This window comes from Rhizobium ruizarguesonis, assembly GCF_012349115.1.
Taxonomy (GTDB): domain Bacteria; phylum Pseudomonadota; class Alphaproteobacteria; order Rhizobiales; family Rhizobiaceae; genus Rhizobium; species Rhizobium ruizarguesonis.
On the sequence record NZ_PQIG01000133.1, the window covers coordinates 59,572 to 74,339 of the forward strand.

12 protein-coding genes and 1 other RNA gene are annotated in these 14,768 nt (G+C 62.3%); 6 read left to right on the forward strand and 7 right to left on the reverse strand.

Annotation, left to right across the window (positions count from 1 at the left end):
* The first annotated feature begins 110 nt into the window (after positions 1-110).
* Positions 111-1,619 (forward strand): MocR-like pyridoxine biosynthesis transcription factor PdxR, encoded by a 1,509-nt coding sequence (gene pdxR / locus C3Y91_RS35070; RefSeq protein ID WP_130697148.1) that lies wholly within the window; start codon positions 111-113, stop codon positions 1,617-1,619.
* Here pdxR and miaA read toward each other — a convergent pair.
* Positions 1,616-2,512: a tRNA (adenosine(37)-N6)-dimethylallyltransferase MiaA gene (gene miaA / locus C3Y91_RS35075; RefSeq protein WP_130661931.1), complete on the reverse strand. Its 897-nt coding sequence runs from the start codon at positions 2,510-2,512 to the stop codon at positions 1,616-1,618. The genes pdxR and miaA overlap by 4 nt on opposite strands.
* Between miaA and serB the strand changes: the two genes are divergently transcribed.
* A complete protein-coding gene (gene serB, locus C3Y91_RS35080) occupies positions 2,511-3,401 on the forward strand; it encodes a phosphoserine phosphatase SerB (RefSeq protein ID WP_018482826.1) in 891 nt (296 codons plus the stop codon). The genes miaA and serB overlap by 2 nt on opposite strands.
* A 185-nt stretch (positions 3,402-3,586) precedes the next feature.
* Here serB and C3Y91_RS35085 read toward each other — a convergent pair whose 3' ends face one another.
* The 5 genes from C3Y91_RS35085 to C3Y91_RS35105 all read right to left on the reverse strand — a co-directional run bounded on the left by C3Y91_RS35085 (position 3,587) and on the right by C3Y91_RS35105 (position 9,053).
* The gene (locus C3Y91_RS35085) at positions 3,587-5,338 is read right to left on the reverse strand and encodes a Do family serine endopeptidase (RefSeq protein ID WP_018074192.1); all 1,752 of its coding nucleotides are present in this window, start codon (positions 5,336-5,338) and stop codon (positions 3,587-3,589) included.
* A 197-nt stretch (positions 5,339-5,535) separates the two neighbouring features.
* Positions 5,536-6,492 (reverse strand): protease modulator HflC, encoded by a 957-nt coding sequence (gene hflC / locus C3Y91_RS35090; RefSeq protein ID WP_018074191.1) that lies wholly within the window; start codon positions 6,490-6,492, stop codon positions 5,536-5,538.
* Between the two features lie 3 nt (positions 6,493-6,495).
* The gene (hflK, locus tag C3Y91_RS35095; protein WP_003560923.1) at positions 6,496-7,578 is read right to left on the reverse strand and encodes an FtsH protease activity modulator HflK; all 1,083 of its coding nucleotides are present in this window, start codon (positions 7,576-7,578) and stop codon (positions 6,496-6,498) included.
* A 148-nt stretch (positions 7,579-7,726) separates the two neighbouring features.
* Positions 7,727-8,245 carry a dihydrofolate reductase gene (locus tag C3Y91_RS35100; RefSeq protein ID WP_018074190.1) on the reverse strand — a complete coding sequence of 173 codons (519 nt, stop codon included), beginning with the start codon at positions 8,243-8,245 and terminating at the stop codon, positions 7,727-7,729.
* A 13-nt stretch (positions 8,246-8,258) separates the two neighbouring features.
* Positions 8,259-9,053, reverse strand: a complete 795-nt coding sequence (locus C3Y91_RS35105) for a thymidylate synthase (RefSeq protein ID WP_018074189.1) — start codon at positions 9,051-9,053, stop codon at positions 8,259-8,261.
* A 111-nt stretch (positions 9,054-9,164) separates the two neighbouring features.
* On the opposite strand from C3Y91_RS35105, the gene ssrA reads away from it, so the two are divergent.
* The 4 genes from ssrA to C3Y91_RS35125 all read left to right on the forward strand — a co-directional run bounded on the left by ssrA (position 9,165) and on the right by C3Y91_RS35125 (position 10,798).
* Positions 9,165-9,527: a transfer-messenger RNA gene (ssrA, locus tag C3Y91_RS35110) on the forward strand.
* Positions 9,528-9,654: 127 nt separating this feature from the next.
* Positions 9,655-10,170, forward strand: a complete 516-nt coding sequence (locus C3Y91_RS35115) for an SspB family protein (protein WP_018074188.1) — start codon at positions 9,655-9,657, stop codon at positions 10,168-10,170.
* Between the two features lie 50 nt (positions 10,171-10,220).
* A complete protein-coding gene (locus C3Y91_RS35120; protein WP_018074187.1) occupies positions 10,221-10,415 on the forward strand; it encodes a DUF4169 family protein in 195 nt (64 codons plus the stop codon).
* Between the two features lie 158 nt (positions 10,416-10,573).
* A complete protein-coding gene (locus tag C3Y91_RS35125; RefSeq protein ID WP_018074186.1) occupies positions 10,574-10,798 on the forward strand; it encodes a ribbon-helix-helix domain-containing protein in 225 nt (74 codons plus the stop codon).
* Between the two features lie 207 nt (positions 10,799-11,005).
* Here C3Y91_RS35125 and C3Y91_RS35130 read toward each other — a convergent pair whose 3' ends face one another.
* On the reverse strand, positions 11,006-14,716 hold the full coding sequence (locus C3Y91_RS35130; RefSeq protein ID WP_018074185.1) for an AsmA family protein: 3,711 nt from the start codon (positions 14,714-14,716) through the stop codon (positions 11,006-11,008).
* Positions 14,717-14,768 lie beyond the last annotated feature (52 nt).

Here is a 14,768-nt window from a genome sequence, read left to right on the forward strand (position 1 = left end):
CCCGAAGACGAAGAGTGCGCCATCGCGAAGCCACCAATTCGCTTCCTTTTCCTCAATAATTGGTCCATCATGAAGCGCCATTTTGAAGAATTTCAATAGACCATTTTGCGATGTCCAAACGGCGCAGCATCATCGAGATACCATCGCTGAACGCGATCGATCGAACGGCTAATGTCGGTCGCCAGCTTGCGCAGGCCCTGCGGAACGGAATCGCCCGCGGTGAGCTGAGGTCGGGAGAACGCCTTCCTTCGACGCGTAGCCTTGCGACTTCGCTGAAAATCGCACGCGGCACTGTCGTCGAGGTGTTCGATCAGTTGACCGCCGAAGGTTATGTCGAAGCGCGGGTCGGTGCCGGAACCCATGTTGCCGCTGACCTGATCGACGCCACGCCAGCGCTCCCATCTGCACCGCCAGTGCCGCCAGGCGCGGAGACTGTCGATCTGCCTTCCCAGGCTGCCCGGCTGATCGCCATCGCCCGTGCGCTCACCCCGCACCCGGCCGTTCCCTTTGCCATCGCCGTCCCGGCTTGCGGTATTGCGCCCGACGACAACTGGCGCCGTCTCGGCAATCGCGTCCGCGCGTCGCGACAGGCCGCACCCTCGGGTTATCACGACCCCATGGGCTTGCTCGAACTCAGGCTTGCCATTGCCGACCACGTCCGGCGCGCGCGGGCCGTTCATTGCGAGCCGGAACAGGTCATCGTCACGTCAGGCACCCAGCAAGGCCTCTATATGGCGGGCCGGGTCCTTCTCTCGCGTGACGATCCGGTATGGGCTGAGGACCCGGCCTATCCCGGCTTGACGGCAGTGCTCGACGATCTCGGCGTACGAATGCACCGCCTGCCGGTCGACGCACAGGGAATGAACGTGGAACGCGGCCTCGAGCTATGTCCGCAGGCCCGCGCCGCATTCGTCACCCCTTCGCACCAATATCCGATCGGGATGCCGCTCAGCATGGCGCGGCGTAATGCCTTGATCGCCTGGGCTGACCAAAATCGCGCCTGGATCGTCGAGGACGACTACGACAGTGAGCTGCGTTATGCCGGACACCCATTTCCCTCGATGCAGGGATTGCGTCCGTCACGCGTCATCTATCTCGGCACGTTCAGCAAGGTGCTCTTTCCTTCCCTGCGCCTCGGCTACGTCATCGCCCCTTCTCCGCTCGCAGAAGCCTTTGCCGGCGCCCGTGCCATTCTCGACCGGCATTCGCCGATCGCCGAACAGCACGTTCTGGCGGCCTATATGCGGGAAGGTTATTTCGAAGCGCATATCCGGCGCATCCGCGGCCTCTATGCCGAACGCCGCGCTGTTCTGCTCTCGGCGCTCGATCGGCCCTTGCCTGAGGGCTGCCGCGTCCAGGAGAGCGACCAGGGCATGCATATACTTCTATGGCTGCCCGACGAAGTCGACGACGTGCAACTCGCAGCCCGCGCCCTCTCGGCCGGCCTCGCCGTGCGGGCGATCTCCCCGATGTATGCCACGCGGCCGGCGCGCCCCGGCCTGATGCTGGGCTTCGGCGGATTTCTGCCGGAACAGCTGCAGGCGGCGGTTAGCGAACTCGTCAAACTGCTGAGCCAGCAGATGTTTCAAGCAGGAGGCCCGCAACGAGCTGAAGCCTAAACCGTCAGCCGCTCCCAGCTATCGTCCATCTGGTTGCGAAACCATGTCATTTGCCGCTTGGCATATTGCCGCGTCGCCGCAGCCCCCTTCTCCAGCACCTCGTCGCGCGTCATCTCGCCCCGGACCATCGCCGTAATCTGCGACACGCCGATTGCCTTCATCACAGGCGCCTCGGCCGGCAGATCGAGCGCAAGCAGCGCCCTTACCTCATCTTCCGCACCTTGCTGCAGCATCTTTTCGAAACGCCCGTTGATGCGCTGATGCAGTACCGCCCTATCCGGCAGCACGACGATCTTGCGGGCCTCATCGGCGTCGATGATCACCGGTCCCGACTGGCCCTGGAAATCGGCGATCGACCGCCCCGTCGCCTTCACCACCTCCAGCGCCCGGACGATCCGCTGCCCGTCCTGGCGGTTGAGGCTTGCCGCCATGGCGGGATCGGCCGCGGCGAGTTCGCCATAGAGCCCGTCCAGGCCCTCCTCCAGCAGCCGCGTCCTGAGGGTCTCCCGCAGCGCCTCCGGTATCGCGGGCATATCGGAGAGACCACCGGTCAACGCCTTGAAATAAAGCCCTGTGCCGCCGACGAAGACCGGCAGCCGCCCGGCGGCCCTGAGCGCCGGCAGCAATGCCGAGACATCCCGCAGCCAGGCGCCGGTGGAATAGGCCGCACCGGCGGGCACGTGGCCGTAGAGATGATGCGGCACGCCCTGCATCTCCTCCTCCGACGGGCGCGCAGTGAGCACCCGCAGCGTGTCGTAGACCTGCATGCTGTCGGCGTTGACGACTGCGCCGTCATGGCGCCTGGCCAATTCGACGGCGAGCGCGGACTTGCCGCTGGCGGTCGGCCCGGTTATCAGGATCGCATTCACTGTGCTCAGAAGGTTTTCCATCATGGCCCTCGTTGCCACGCTTGTTGCCAATCCGTCAAATCCCGTGCTGACACCCGAAATCGCCGAGCAGGCGGCCAAGGCCGTGAACGCTTCCGGTCTCTACTGGCTGGCCGACGGCATCGCCTGCGATATCGCGCTGCGTGACGGCACGGACGTGCAAACGGCCGAGGCCAATATCCTTGCCGTCATATCAAGCGCGCCGATCGACCTCGTCATCCAGGAGCAGGAGACCCGCCGCAAGAAGCTGCTGATCGCCGACATGGATTCGACGATGATCGGCCAGGAATGCATCGACGAGCTCGCCGCCGAAGTCGGCCTGAAGGAGAAGGTCGCCACCATCACCGCCCGCGCCATGAACGGCGAGATCGCCTTCGAGCCTGCCCTGCGTGAGCGTGTCGCCCTGCTGAAGGGCTTGCCGATATCCGTCGTCGACGAGGTGATCGCCAAGCGCATCACGCTCACCCCGGGCGGCCCGGAACTGATCGCCACCATGAAGTCGAAAGGCCATTACACGGCGCTTGTCTCCGGCGGTTTCACGGTTTTCACCAGCCGCATCGCCGCCACCCTCGGTTTCGACGAGAACCGCGCCAACACGCTGCTCGAAGACGGCGGCATTCTCTCCGGCTTCGTCGCCGAACCGATCCTCGGCAAGCAGGCGAAGGTCGATGCGCTGAACGAGATTTCGGCCCGCCTCGGCATTTCGCCGGAAGAAGCGATCGCCGTCGGTGACGGCGCCAACGATCTCGGCATGCTGCACCTCGCCGGCGCCGGCGTCGCCCTCCACGCCAAGCCGGCCGTCGCCGCCGAGGCGCAGATGCGCATCAACCACGGCGATCTGACCGCGCTGCTCTACATCCAGGGCTACCGGAAGACGGACTTCGTTTCCAGGTAAACCGGTCGGACGACCTTTGATTGATAAGCAGTTGGACGAACTCCAGGCGCTGGAAAAGCGTCACGACGAGAATATCGACATCAGCGGATTTCTGAGGTGACCGACGAACCGTAGCGAATTGCGCGCAAAGGCAATCTGTACCGGCCTGGAAATCAAAAAAGAGCGGCTGACCGCTCCTTTTTCGCTTATTCCATCGGCACCGCAACGAACCGCAGATCGCCATTCGCCGATGCGATCATCAGCTGGGCGTTGCGGCGCCCTTCCTGTTTCAGCGCCTGCACCTTGGCGGCGACCGCATCCGGTGACTTCATGAACTCCTGCGCCACCTCGACGATCACGTCGCCGGGCTTCAACCCCTTTTCGGCCGAGGCCGAGCCGGGCGTCACCTCTGTCACGACGACGCCGTCGACGCTCTCGGCGATGCCGAAGGCCTTGCGCGTCTCGGCGCTCAACAGCGACAGCGACAGCCCGAGCACGTTCTTCGGCGTTGCCGCATCCGGCGACACCTGGCCCTTATGCTGGTCGGGCGTACCCGGCGCTGGTTGGACCTGATCGCCGGTGTCAGGCTGGTCCATGTCGTTGTTCTCGCTAGGATCCGGGGTGATCACGCCGTCATCCTGCGAACCATCGGGTCCTGAATCGTCGGATGCTGCCGCCTGATCGCTGTCCTCGAGCCGGCCGAGCTTCACCTTGACGGTCTGCTCCTTGCCGTCGCGCAGCACCACCACGTCGACTTCCTTGCCGACCGTGCTTTCCGCCACGACGCGCGGCAGGTCGCGCATTTCGCTGACGGTCTTGCCGTCAAATTTCAAAATGACGTCGCCCGCCTTGATCGAGCCGTCATCAACCGGTCCACCCTTGATGACGCCGGCGACCAGCGCTCCCTTTGCTGTGTCGAGCCCGAGGCTGTCGGCGATATCGTCGGTCACCGGCTGGATGCGCACGCCGAGCCAGCCGCGCCGCGTCTCGCCATATTCGCGCAGCTGGTCGACGACGCCGGAAGCAAGCTCCGACGGCACCGAGAAGCCGATACCGATCGAGCCGCCGCTCGGCGAAATGATCGCCGTATTGATACCAATCACTTCACCCTTCATGTTGAAAAGCGGACCGCCGGAATTGCCTTTGTTGATCGCCGCATCCGTCTGGATGAAGTTGTCGTAGGGGCCGGCATTGATGTTGCGCCCGCGCCCGGAAATGATGCCGACCGTCACCGACCCGCCGAAGCCGAACGGGTTGCCGATCGCCATCACCCAGTCGCCGATGCGCATGGTGCTGGAATCGCCGAATTTCACGGATTTCAGCGGCGTCTTCGGCTCGACCTTCAGCACCGAAAGATCGGTTTTCGTATCGGTGCCGATCAGCTTCGCCTTGAGCTTCGAACCATTGGCGAAATTGATCTCGATATCGTCGGCGCCCTCGATCACGTGGTTATTGGTGACGATATAGCCGGCGGGATCGATGACAAAGCCGGAGCCGAGCGAACTGACATTGTGATTGCCGCCCTTGTTACCCTGCTGCTTGTTGAAGAAATCGTTGAAGAATTCCTGGAAAGGTGAGCCGTCAGGCGCGCGCGGCGCCGGGCCTGCACCCTCGTCGTCCTTCACATTCTGCGAGGTCGAGATGTTGACCACGGCATCGAGCAGCCCCTCTGCGAGATCGGCGACCGAAGCCGGACCGCTGTTGGGCACGACGGCCTGGATCGGGGCGGCCTGCTGCGGTGCGGGAGCAGCCGTTTCCGGTGCAGCCGCGGCCGGCGGTGTGGGTGCGGGAGCAGTCGTTTCCGGAGTAGCCGGAGCGGGTGTCGTAACCCCGGGTGTGATCGTCTGAGGCGCGGCTTGCGCATAGGCGACCCCGTTCATGCCGGCATGCGCAAGAATTGCAGCGCTGGCCATAAGCGCGAGCGTTCGTCTGAAGGGCGAGCGAATCGTGGGGGCCATCAAGCTTCCTCATAAGGGGTACATGCGCACATTGAGCACCAGCATAAGGCGGAATGATGGAGGGCGAAATCACCTTTTCGCGAAATCCCCGTGCAATGTGACGTGGCCTCGCAAAAGCCAAATTATCTCGCCCATTCCACGAAAAAAGGGCCGGCACTCGGGCCGGCCCTTTCATGATTGTCGGGGAATCCCCTGCTTCAATTCGTCCGCTGGGCAGGTGCCCCAGGCGCTGCCGGAGCCGGTACTGCCGGGCTTGCTGGCGACGACTGCAGGGTGCCGGCGGCATTGTCGAAATAGCGGAAGAATTCCGAATTCGGCGACAGCACCAGCGTCGTGTCCTGCGACGAGAGAGCAGAGGAATAGGCCGCCATCGAGCGATAGAACTCGAAGAAGGCTGGATCCTTGCTGAAGACTTCGGCGAAGACGCGGTTGCGGTCCGCATCGCCCTGGCCTCGAAGGATTTCCGCATCGCGCTGGGCGCCTGCGGTGAGCTCGACGACCTGACGGTCGGCGATGGCCCGGCGCCGCTGGCCTTCCTCATTGCCCTCCGCACGGATACGCTCGGCCTCAGCGAGGCGTTCCGAACGCATGGCATTATAGGTGTTGGGAGCAACTTCCGGTGAAAGGTCGGTGCGGCGGATGCGAACGTCGTCTATATGCAGACCGAGATTTTCGGCATCTGTGCGCAGATCGTCGCGAATCTCCAGCATCATCGCGACACGCTCTTCCGAGAGCGCGGCATTGTAGTCACGCAGACCGTAGACGCGGCGAAGCGATGAATCGAGCTGCGCTCTCAACCGCGCTTCCGCGGCTTCGCGATCGCCCGATACCGTTTCGCGGAAGCGGCGGACATCCGAGATGTTATAGATCACGAAGGCATCGACATCGAAGGTTTGGCCGTCCTGGACCTGAACCCGGATATTGTCGAGATCGAGCCGCAGCGCCTGCTTTTCGACCAGCTGAACGCGGTCGGCATCCATGAAGCCGAAAGGCAGCTTGAAGTAAATGCCAGGCTCGGTCTTGACCGTCTGAATCTGTCCGAAACGGACGACGATGGCCTGCTCGCGCGCATTCACCACGAAGATGGACGAATAGAGCCCGACCAGCACGAAGGCGAGGATGAGGAGAATGATGGGAAGTCTGTTCGATGTCATGACTCAACCTCCCTGCTGCGCCGGCTTGCCGAGCTCATTGAGCGGCAGATAGGGCAGGACGCCCTGTTTCTCATCGATGATGACCTTCCGGGAATTCTTCAGCACCTGCTCCATCGTTTCGAGGTACAACCGCTTGCGGGTCACGTCAGGCGCCTTGGAATATTCGTCGTTGATCGCCGTGAAACGCTGCGCTTCACCTTCGGCCTCCTTCACGACACGGTCCTTGTAGGCGGCGGCATCTTCACGGATTCGCGCCGCATCGCCTCGCGCCTGGCCGAGTTTCTGGTTGGTATAGCGATTGGCCTCTTCGATCGTGCTGTCGCGGTCACGGCCGGCACGCTGCACTTCTTCGAAGGCATCGGCGACTTCGCGCGGCGGCGCCACGTTCTGGATCGTCACGCCGGTCACGGTCACGCCTGCACCGTAGCGGTTCATCGTGTCCTGCAGGATATTGAGCACATCCACTTCGATCGGCTGGCGATTGCTGCGGAAGGCGTCCTGCGCCGGACGCCGGCCGACGATTTCACGCATGGCACTGTCGGAAACCTGCTGCAGGGTCTCTGCCGGATTTTCGACATTGAAGAGATAGGCCTTCGGGTCACTCACCGTGTAAAAGACGGCGAACTGCACGTTAATGACGCTCTTGTCGCTGGACAGCATCAGGCCATTCGAAGACGATGCCGAAGTCGCCCCGATATTCAGCTGCTGCACGGTCACCTTGACCGTTTCCACGGTTTCCATCGGCCACAGGTGGAAATGCAGGCCCGGCATCGAAATCTCGTCCTTCGGCTTGCCGAACCGCAGCTCGACGCCGCGTTCGTCCGGTTGCACGACGTAGATGCACTGGATCAGCCAGAAGACGGCGACGATCGCCGCGACGATCACCGCCACGCCGCCGTTGAAGCCGCCGGGAATGATGTTGCGCAGCTGGTCCTGGCCGCGCCGGATGATATCTTCCAGATCGGGCGGTCCGCCCTTGCCGCCGCCACCGCGCGGCCGGTTCGGCCCCTGTCCCCATGGTCCCTGATTATTACCGCCGCCGCCGCCCCAAGGGCCGCCGCCGCCATTCTGATTGCTCCAGGGCATCAAAACCTCGTTGTTCGTTAAGTCTCCACGCATCCGAAACCGTGGGGGCTGACCGGCGGACGCGTTGGTGACCGTTATAGGTATCGCCGCATCGGCTTTCAACGCAGCGTGAGAAACTTGGTCAATTTAATTGGAAAATAGTTCATTTTCAGGCGTGTCGGCGTTCGTAGACGATGAAACGCGTGGGATAGCTGTCCTTCTCGCCGGCTGGAACCGCGATCGCCTCCCCTGCCTGCCAGATATCGGGATCGATCGCGGGAAACGACGCGTCTCCGTCAAGATCGGCCTCGACATGCGTGATGCACATCCGGTCGGCAAGACCGATCGCCTGGGCATAAACCTGCCCACCGCCGAGAATGCAGATCTCGTCGACGCCGGTTTCGAGCGCCAGCCTTTCGGCCGCCTTTATCGCCTCGGGCAGCGAATGTGTCATGCTCACATCAGCATGGTCTATCGCCGCCTGCCGCGAAATGACGACGTTCGGTCGTCCCGGCAGTGGCTTGCCGATCGAATCGTAAGTCTTGCGGCCCATCACCACAGGCTTGCCCAATGTCAGCGCCTTGAAGCGCTTGAGATCGCTCGAAAGCCGCCACGGCATGTCGCCGTCGCGGCCGATAATGCCGTTGCGAGCAACGGCGGCGATAATGGTCCTGCGGATGTCAGCCATGAAATGTCCCGGATCAGACGGCGATCGGCGCCTTGATGCTGGCATCGGCCTCGTAGCCGATCAGCTCGAAATCGTCGAAGGTGAAGCCGAAAATATCCTTCACATCAGGATTGATGCGCATGAACGGCAGCGGTTTCGGCCGGCGCGCCAGCTGCAGCTTCGCCTGGTCGAAGTGGTTGTGATAGAGATGGGCGTCGCCGAGCGTGTGGACGAAATCGCCAGGCTTCAGTCCGGTCACCTGAGCCACCATCATCGTCAGCAGCGCATAGGAGGCGATGTTGAACGGCACGCCGAGGAAGATATCGGCCGAGCGCTGGTAGAGCTGGCAGGAAAGCTTGCCGTCAGCCACATAGAACTGGAACAGGCAATGGCAGGGCGGCAGCGCCATTTCGTCCACCTCGGCCGGATTCCAGGCCGAAACGATGTGGCGGCGCGAATTCGGGTTGTTGACGATGCCTTTGACCAGATTGGCGATCTGGTCGATATGGCCGCCGTCGGGCGCTGGCCAGGAGCGCCACTGGGCGCCGTAGACCGGCCCGAGATCGCCGTTTTCGTCGGCCCATTCGTCCCAGATCGAAACGCCGTTCTCCTTGAGATAGCGGATGTTCGTCTCGCCCTTCAGGAACCAGAGAAGCTCGTGGATGATCGAGCGCAGATGCAGCTTCTTCGTGGTGAGGACGGGGAAGCCCTCTTCGAGGTCGAAGCGCATCTGATGGCCGAAGACCGAACGCGTGCCGGTGCCGGTACGGTCGCCCCGGTCGGAGCCCTTTTCCATCACATGATTCAAGAGATCGAGATATTGCTTCATGTCGCGCTGATTCCGTTTCGGCTAATTTAAGCCTTCGGAACCGGGAAACCAATCACCGGCGGGCATTTTCCCAATGTTTCTGATGGGACGCATAACGCTTTTATGACGTTTGCCCTTTCCTTGGGCTGAGGAAACCACTATATCACCCCTGTCGGCTTTCGGGCCGGCTATGGCGATAAATGAGCGGTGTAATAAACCTATTGGACCCGGGGGCGGTACCCGGCGCCTCCACCAAAAACCGGCGGTCTTAAAGGCCGGCTTTTGATGGGGGCGAAACAGGATCGACAAGGGTGTAAAGATCGTCTTTTTGCTCGGCATTGTACCGCCGTTATCGGGCTAAAATTGTAGTTGCAAACGACAACTATGCGGAAGCTCGTCTCGCTGCTTAATCGCGGTGTGACACTTCAATCAAAGTCCTAGTGGTTCGCACCTCTAGGCGGGGTCCGAAGGCACCTGGCAACAGAAGCCTTCACCTTCTCCCTGCCGCCGAAATCATGTATGCTGCTTAAAAACGTGACTCGGCTCCGGTCTTTCCCAAGGCGCCCGGACGTGGCATACAACCTTGTGAAAAGACTCCGAACCGACGAAAGACAGGAAAAGCATGGGGCAGGATCATATCCGCTACGACATTCTGGCACAGGATGCACTTCGCGGCGTCATCCGCAAGGTTTTGGCGGAAGTCGCAGCTACGGGCCGCCTGCCCGGTGATCATCACTTCTTCATCACCTTCCTCACCGGCGCGACCGGCGTGCGGATCTCCCAGCACCTGAAGTCGAAATACCCCGAGCAGATGACCATCGTCATCCAGCACCAGTTCTGGGATATGAAGATCACTGAAACGCATTTCGAGATCGGCCTTTCCTTCTCGGACGTTCCGGAAAAGCTGGTCATCCCATTCAATGCGATCCGTGGTTTCTACGATCCCTCCGTCAACTTCGAGCTCGAATTCGATGTGCCTCTCGCCGACGGCGAGGAATTGCCGTCCGGTGAAATCACCGCTTATCCGGTGGATGCTGTTGGAAAGCCCGACGACGCCGCGGGCGCAAAACCCACCGACGGCGAGGAGAAAAAACCGGGCTCCGTCGTCTCACTCGACTCCTTCCGCAAGAAGCAGTGATTTAAAGGGAGGCCAAGCCTCCCTTTTTCATGGGGAAATCAGGCAACCGCATGAGCGCCGAAATCATCAATCTGCGCCAGTTCCGCAAGAAGCAGGCCCGCTCCGAAAAGGAGCAGCAGGCCGAGCAGAACCGCATCTCCTTCGGCCGCACCAAGGCCGAAAAGCAACTGACCCGCAGCCTGAACGACAAGGCTGACAAAGCCCATCGCGACGGTCGAATCGAAACGGATGACGACGGCGCGTGATGGTTTCACGCAAAGCTTGAAAACCGGAATAGATTCTGCGATCAGCCACTTGCGTGCTTTCCTTGAATCGATCCGCCAACCCACGCATGATTTGATGGAACGCCCCTAGCGCGTCCTCTCGGACGCACGGCGCTCTAACCGGGATGTGAAACCGCTTCATGATCCGCAAGCATTCGGCGACATTGCACGGCCATCGCACCAGTTTCTCGCTGGAGGATGAGTTCTGGGCCGAGCTGAAGACGATCGCCGCAAGCCGTTCGATGCCGTTCGCCGCCCTGATCTCCGAGATCGACGACCACCGTCCTGCTGAAAGCAACCTGTCCTCGGCGCTGCGGCTGCATGTGCTTTCATGGCTGAAGGCCGGCGGCGACCGCCAGCCGTGACACGGGCCTCATGCATATTGCACAAAACCGTGGGGCGATTTGGGGCGCGAAATCAATGAAAACAAAGATCTGAGCGCCTTGCATGAATCAAATTCTAGCGCATAACCCCGAAAATCGGAATCGATTTTCGGAAAGGATTATGCGCAGATTCAAAGTGATAGAGCGTCCTTAGCGCGTCTGAAAAGACGCGCGGCGCTCTATGCAATCTCACTGCGCCTGAACGCCCGGTAACTGGTCGAAATTGAGCGGACCGGGCTGCGCTTGCCCACCGCGCCGTGCCGCTTCCGCCTCAGCGGCAGCCCTCGCTTGCGCATCTGCCTTCGCTTTGGCTTCCGCCGCGCGTGCAGCCTCTGCCTCGGCAGCGGCCTTCTCGGCGGCTGCTTGCTGCGCCAGTGCACGCAGCCGCTCTTCCTCCGCCTGCCGTTGTTGCTCGATCTCGACCGCCTTGATGCGCTCGGCGTCGTTGAACCGATAGAGCGCCACCTCGCGGCGCAGCCGCTGTTTTTCGAGCACGATCGCCTGCAGTCGCTCGACCCGCCGACGCTCGCGCTCAAAGGCGCGCAGCGACAGATAGCTGGTGATATCGGTCACATCCATCGTCTTGCCGGGTGACGGCAGCATGCCCGAAAAATTCAGCTTGAGCGCCGGCTCGGCGCCGGAAAGCGCTTCCGTGCCCGGATTGAACCCGACACCCAGCGTCGCGCTGACCCGCTCTTCCGGCAGCGCGATCTGCGCATCGGCGGTGATGCGGGCGAGATCGTTGGCGACGGTGACATTCTGCACCCTCAGCGTTCCGTCGGTGATGTTGAAGGGAACGCCGAGCGGCGGCAGCTTCGCCTCGCCGTTGCTGAGCAGCGTTTCGATGATCGGATGCACCTTGCCGGCGTTGATCTGCTCCTGCATCGTATCGGTCGCGGCAAGCAGCGGCGGAAGGATGGCAAGGTTCAGCCCGCGAATGCTGGTATCGCCGAGCCTCAGTTCGCCGGAACCATTGAGCGAGCTGGCGATCTCGCCGATCGTCTTGCCCGAGGCCTCCATCGACAGCGACAATCCGAACTTGCCGTTGGCGATCGGCGCGCCGTCGCGCAGCCAGACGACGCCGGAAAGATCGGAATCGGCAAGCGCAAGCTTCGTCTGCAGGAAGCCGGTGCCGTTGGCATTGGTGAAGAGCAGGTTGCCGGAAAGCTTTCCCCCGTCCCAGTTGCCGGCCATGTCGTTGAGCTGCAGCTCGTCGCCCTTGTAGGCGACGTTGCTGGTGAAGTCCGACACCGCCGTTTCGGGCAGGCCCGGCCAGAACTGCTTGGCCGTCAGCTTCACGTTGACGTCGAGATCCTTGAAGACGGGCAGCCCCAGCGGCGCCGTCGTCAGCTGACCGTTGGCGGGATCGACGATCTGGCCGAATAACGCCTCGCCGAGCCAGCCGGCATCGGCCTTAGAGAGCGTCAGGCCGCCGCTCGCGGTCGTCTTCGCAGCCTTCCGGTCGACGGTCAGCGCACCTGAAAATTCGTTGTCGGCCGCATGCCCCTTAAGATCCGAAAGGACGATCTTGTCGCTATCGACCGCTGCATTGACTTGCAGGCCGAGCGGCAACCCGGTTCCGGTCTGCGGCAGGGCGATGCCGTTCATGATGAGATAGGGGTCGATATCGGCGCTGTCGAGCGACAGTGCGATGTGGCCGTTCATGAAGCTCTCCGGCCGGACATCGACCTTGCCGTTGGCGGTGAGCGAGGTCCGGTCGGTCGCAAAGCTCAGCGCCGCATCGGCGGGATCGTTGCCCGATGCCTTCACCTTGAGCGTCAGACGGCCATTGGCCCCGACATCGACCGGCAGCGGGTCGAGCCCGGCCTGACCGAACAGGATGGACGGCACGGCGTTTTCGAGCGTCGCCTCGAGGCTCGTCGTGCCGTTGCCGGTCAACGCCAAGAGGTCGGACATGCGGTAGTCGAGATTGACGCGGCTGCCGTTCGCCACGCCGGCAAGCGTCACGGTCAGCGCGTTGCCCTCGTCGCCGCCGAGCGTCAGTGCGCCGCGTAGCGCCGTATTGCCGTACCAGCCGGCATTGCGCACCAGCCGGTCGAGCACCGGGTGATGCGGCAGGTGCTCGCGCAGCATGGTGAAGAACCCGCCGGGATCGGCCGATTTGAAGGTGATTTCGCCGGCGCCCTTGTAGTCGAGCAGCGAGCCCTCCGCCCTGCCCGTCGCCGTCAGCTCGGCGCCTGCGATGTTCTTGATCGACAGCCGGTCGACGGCAAGCGCCCCATCGGCGATCGTAAAGGTGGTCTCGACATTCTCGGCGTCGACGCCGAAGGCCGTGAACTTATCGGCCTTGAGCTGGGCGGCGATCTTGTGGTCGAGCACGTTATCGCCGGCATCCGGGCCGGTCATGAGCCCGCTCAGCGCCTGCAGCGCGTCCAGATCGAGCGTATCGCCGTTCAGCGCCACCGACAACGTCGGCGTCTGGCCGGAGATCGCCTGGCGCTCCAGCCGACCCTTCAGCGTCGCCGGTCCGATGGCAATCTCGAGATTTTCAAAACGCTGCAATTCGTGCGTCAGGCTGACATTGGCGGAAAAGCCAGCCTGCCGCAATTGCCGGATGGCCGGATCGACCGAGCCGGCAAGCCAGGAGGCAAGCCCCGTCGGCTGGCTGGAGGCCACCACGATCTGGCCATTGAACGAAGCTTCGCCCTCAAGCAGGAGCTTGCCCTTGCCTTCCACCTGCGTGCGCCCCGGCAGCGTGCCGGTGGCGCTGTCGATCATCCAGCCGGTGCCGGCCGGTTCGAGCTCCAGCTGTACGTCGCGCAGCGTCGTATCGCCGGCGACGATCGCCGGCAGTTTGACGCTCGCCTTGCCCGGCACCTGCGGGATCGGCACCTGCCGGACGATATCGATCAGCGAATTCAGCCGTTGGCGCGCCGAAACAGCGGGATCCCGTGTCGTCTTGCCCGACGCGCCCTGATTGCCGATGCGGTTGACGTCGATCTGCTGCCCATCAGCGGTCAACAGGAATTCCGGTGCATTGCCGGTATCGAGCGTCGCCTCGCCGGTTATGACATAGGGATCGTCCGTCGGGCCGATCTCCATCCGGTATTCAGGAATGCGGATGCGTTCATTGGTGAGCTCGAAGCGGCCCTTGACGCGCGGCGGCTGCTCTTTTTTGTTGGCAGGCTTGGCGCTGTTGCGGATTTCGATCGCGGCCGAAAGCTGGCCCTGATAGTTCGGCTTGCTGTCGACGAGCTTCAGTTCGCCGTCGAGATCGACGCTGACGGGATGCTTGTCCGGCGAGAGCCTCGTGCGCATGCGCAGCACGCCCTTCTCGTCCGGCTGACTGCTCGAGATCGAGAAGCCGCCATGCTCGCCGTCGAGCGCAGCGTCGCCCTCGATGCGCCAGGGACCGGCCAGCGACTTTGCCGACATTTCCGCATTGAGGCCGGTGATGCGACGCGAGCGGCCCGACTGGTCGTCGATGAATTCGACCTCGCCGCCGCTGACATGCACGTTTTCGAGTACGACGGTCCTTGCCGGTATTTCCGCGCGGCTGCCGCGCATCCAGTCGAGCGTGCCGTCCTTGAGCAATCTCAAGCGCACCTTCGGATTGACGATGCGCATGTCGAAGATCAGCGCTTCACCCGACAGGAAAGGTGCGAGCTCCGCATCCATGGAGAACTGCTCGACCTTGACGATCGGCGTGCCGTCCGCCTCCTGGCCGACGCGCACGTCATGCAGCGTCACCGATGGAAACGGCAGCAGGCGCGCATCCACCGTCCCGTAGACCGTGACTTTCTTGCCGATAATGCGGCTTGCCTGATCCTCGAAATTCTTGCGGAAATCCGTCCAGTCGATGAACAGCGGCGCAAGCAGCGCCACAAACAGCACTACGACGATCACTCCCCCCAGAAAGACGAGGAACCGGCCTACCAATGCAAAGCGTCTCCATTCGGGATTCTGTTGCCGACACTAGAGCATGATGCCG

What these genes read in the sequence shown, in the direction of transcription:
- pdxR (WP_130697148.1), top strand. Translation starts at nt 111, where the DNA reads ATGTCCAAACGGCGCAGCATCATCGAGATACCATCGCTGAACGCGATC.
- serB (WP_018482826.1), top strand. Translation starts at nt 2,511, where the DNA reads ATGGCCCTCGTTGCCACGCTTGTTGCCAATCCGTCAAATCCCGTGCTG.
- miaA (WP_130661931.1), bottom strand. Translation starts at nt 2,512, where the DNA reads ATGATGGAAAACCTTCTGAGCACAGTGAATGCGATCCTGATAACCGGG.
- C3Y91_RS35085 (WP_018074192.1), bottom strand. Translation starts at nt 5,338, where the DNA reads ATGGCCCCCACGATTCGCTCGCCCTTCAGACGAACGCTCGCGCTTATG.
- hflC (WP_018074191.1), bottom strand. Translation starts at nt 6,492, where the DNA reads ATGACATCGAACAGACTTCCCATCATTCTCCTCATCCTCGCCTTCGTG.
- hflK (WP_003560923.1), bottom strand. Translation starts at nt 7,578, where the DNA reads ATGCCCTGGAGCAATCAGAATGGCGGCGGCGGCCCTTGGGGCGGCGGC.
- C3Y91_RS35100 (WP_018074190.1), bottom strand. Translation starts at nt 8,245, where the DNA reads ATGGCTGACATCCGCAGGACCATTATCGCCGCCGTTGCTCGCAACGGC.
- C3Y91_RS35105 (WP_018074189.1), bottom strand. Translation starts at nt 9,053, where the DNA reads ATGAAGCAATATCTCGATCTCTTGAATCATGTGATGGAAAAGGGCTCC.
- C3Y91_RS35115 (WP_018074188.1), top strand. Translation starts at nt 9,655, where the DNA reads ATGGGGCAGGATCATATCCGCTACGACATTCTGGCACAGGATGCACTT.
- C3Y91_RS35120 (WP_018074187.1), top strand. Translation starts at nt 10,221, where the DNA reads ATGAGCGCCGAAATCATCAATCTGCGCCAGTTCCGCAAGAAGCAGGCC.
- C3Y91_RS35125 (WP_018074186.1), top strand. Translation starts at nt 10,574, where the DNA reads ATGATCCGCAAGCATTCGGCGACATTGCACGGCCATCGCACCAGTTTC.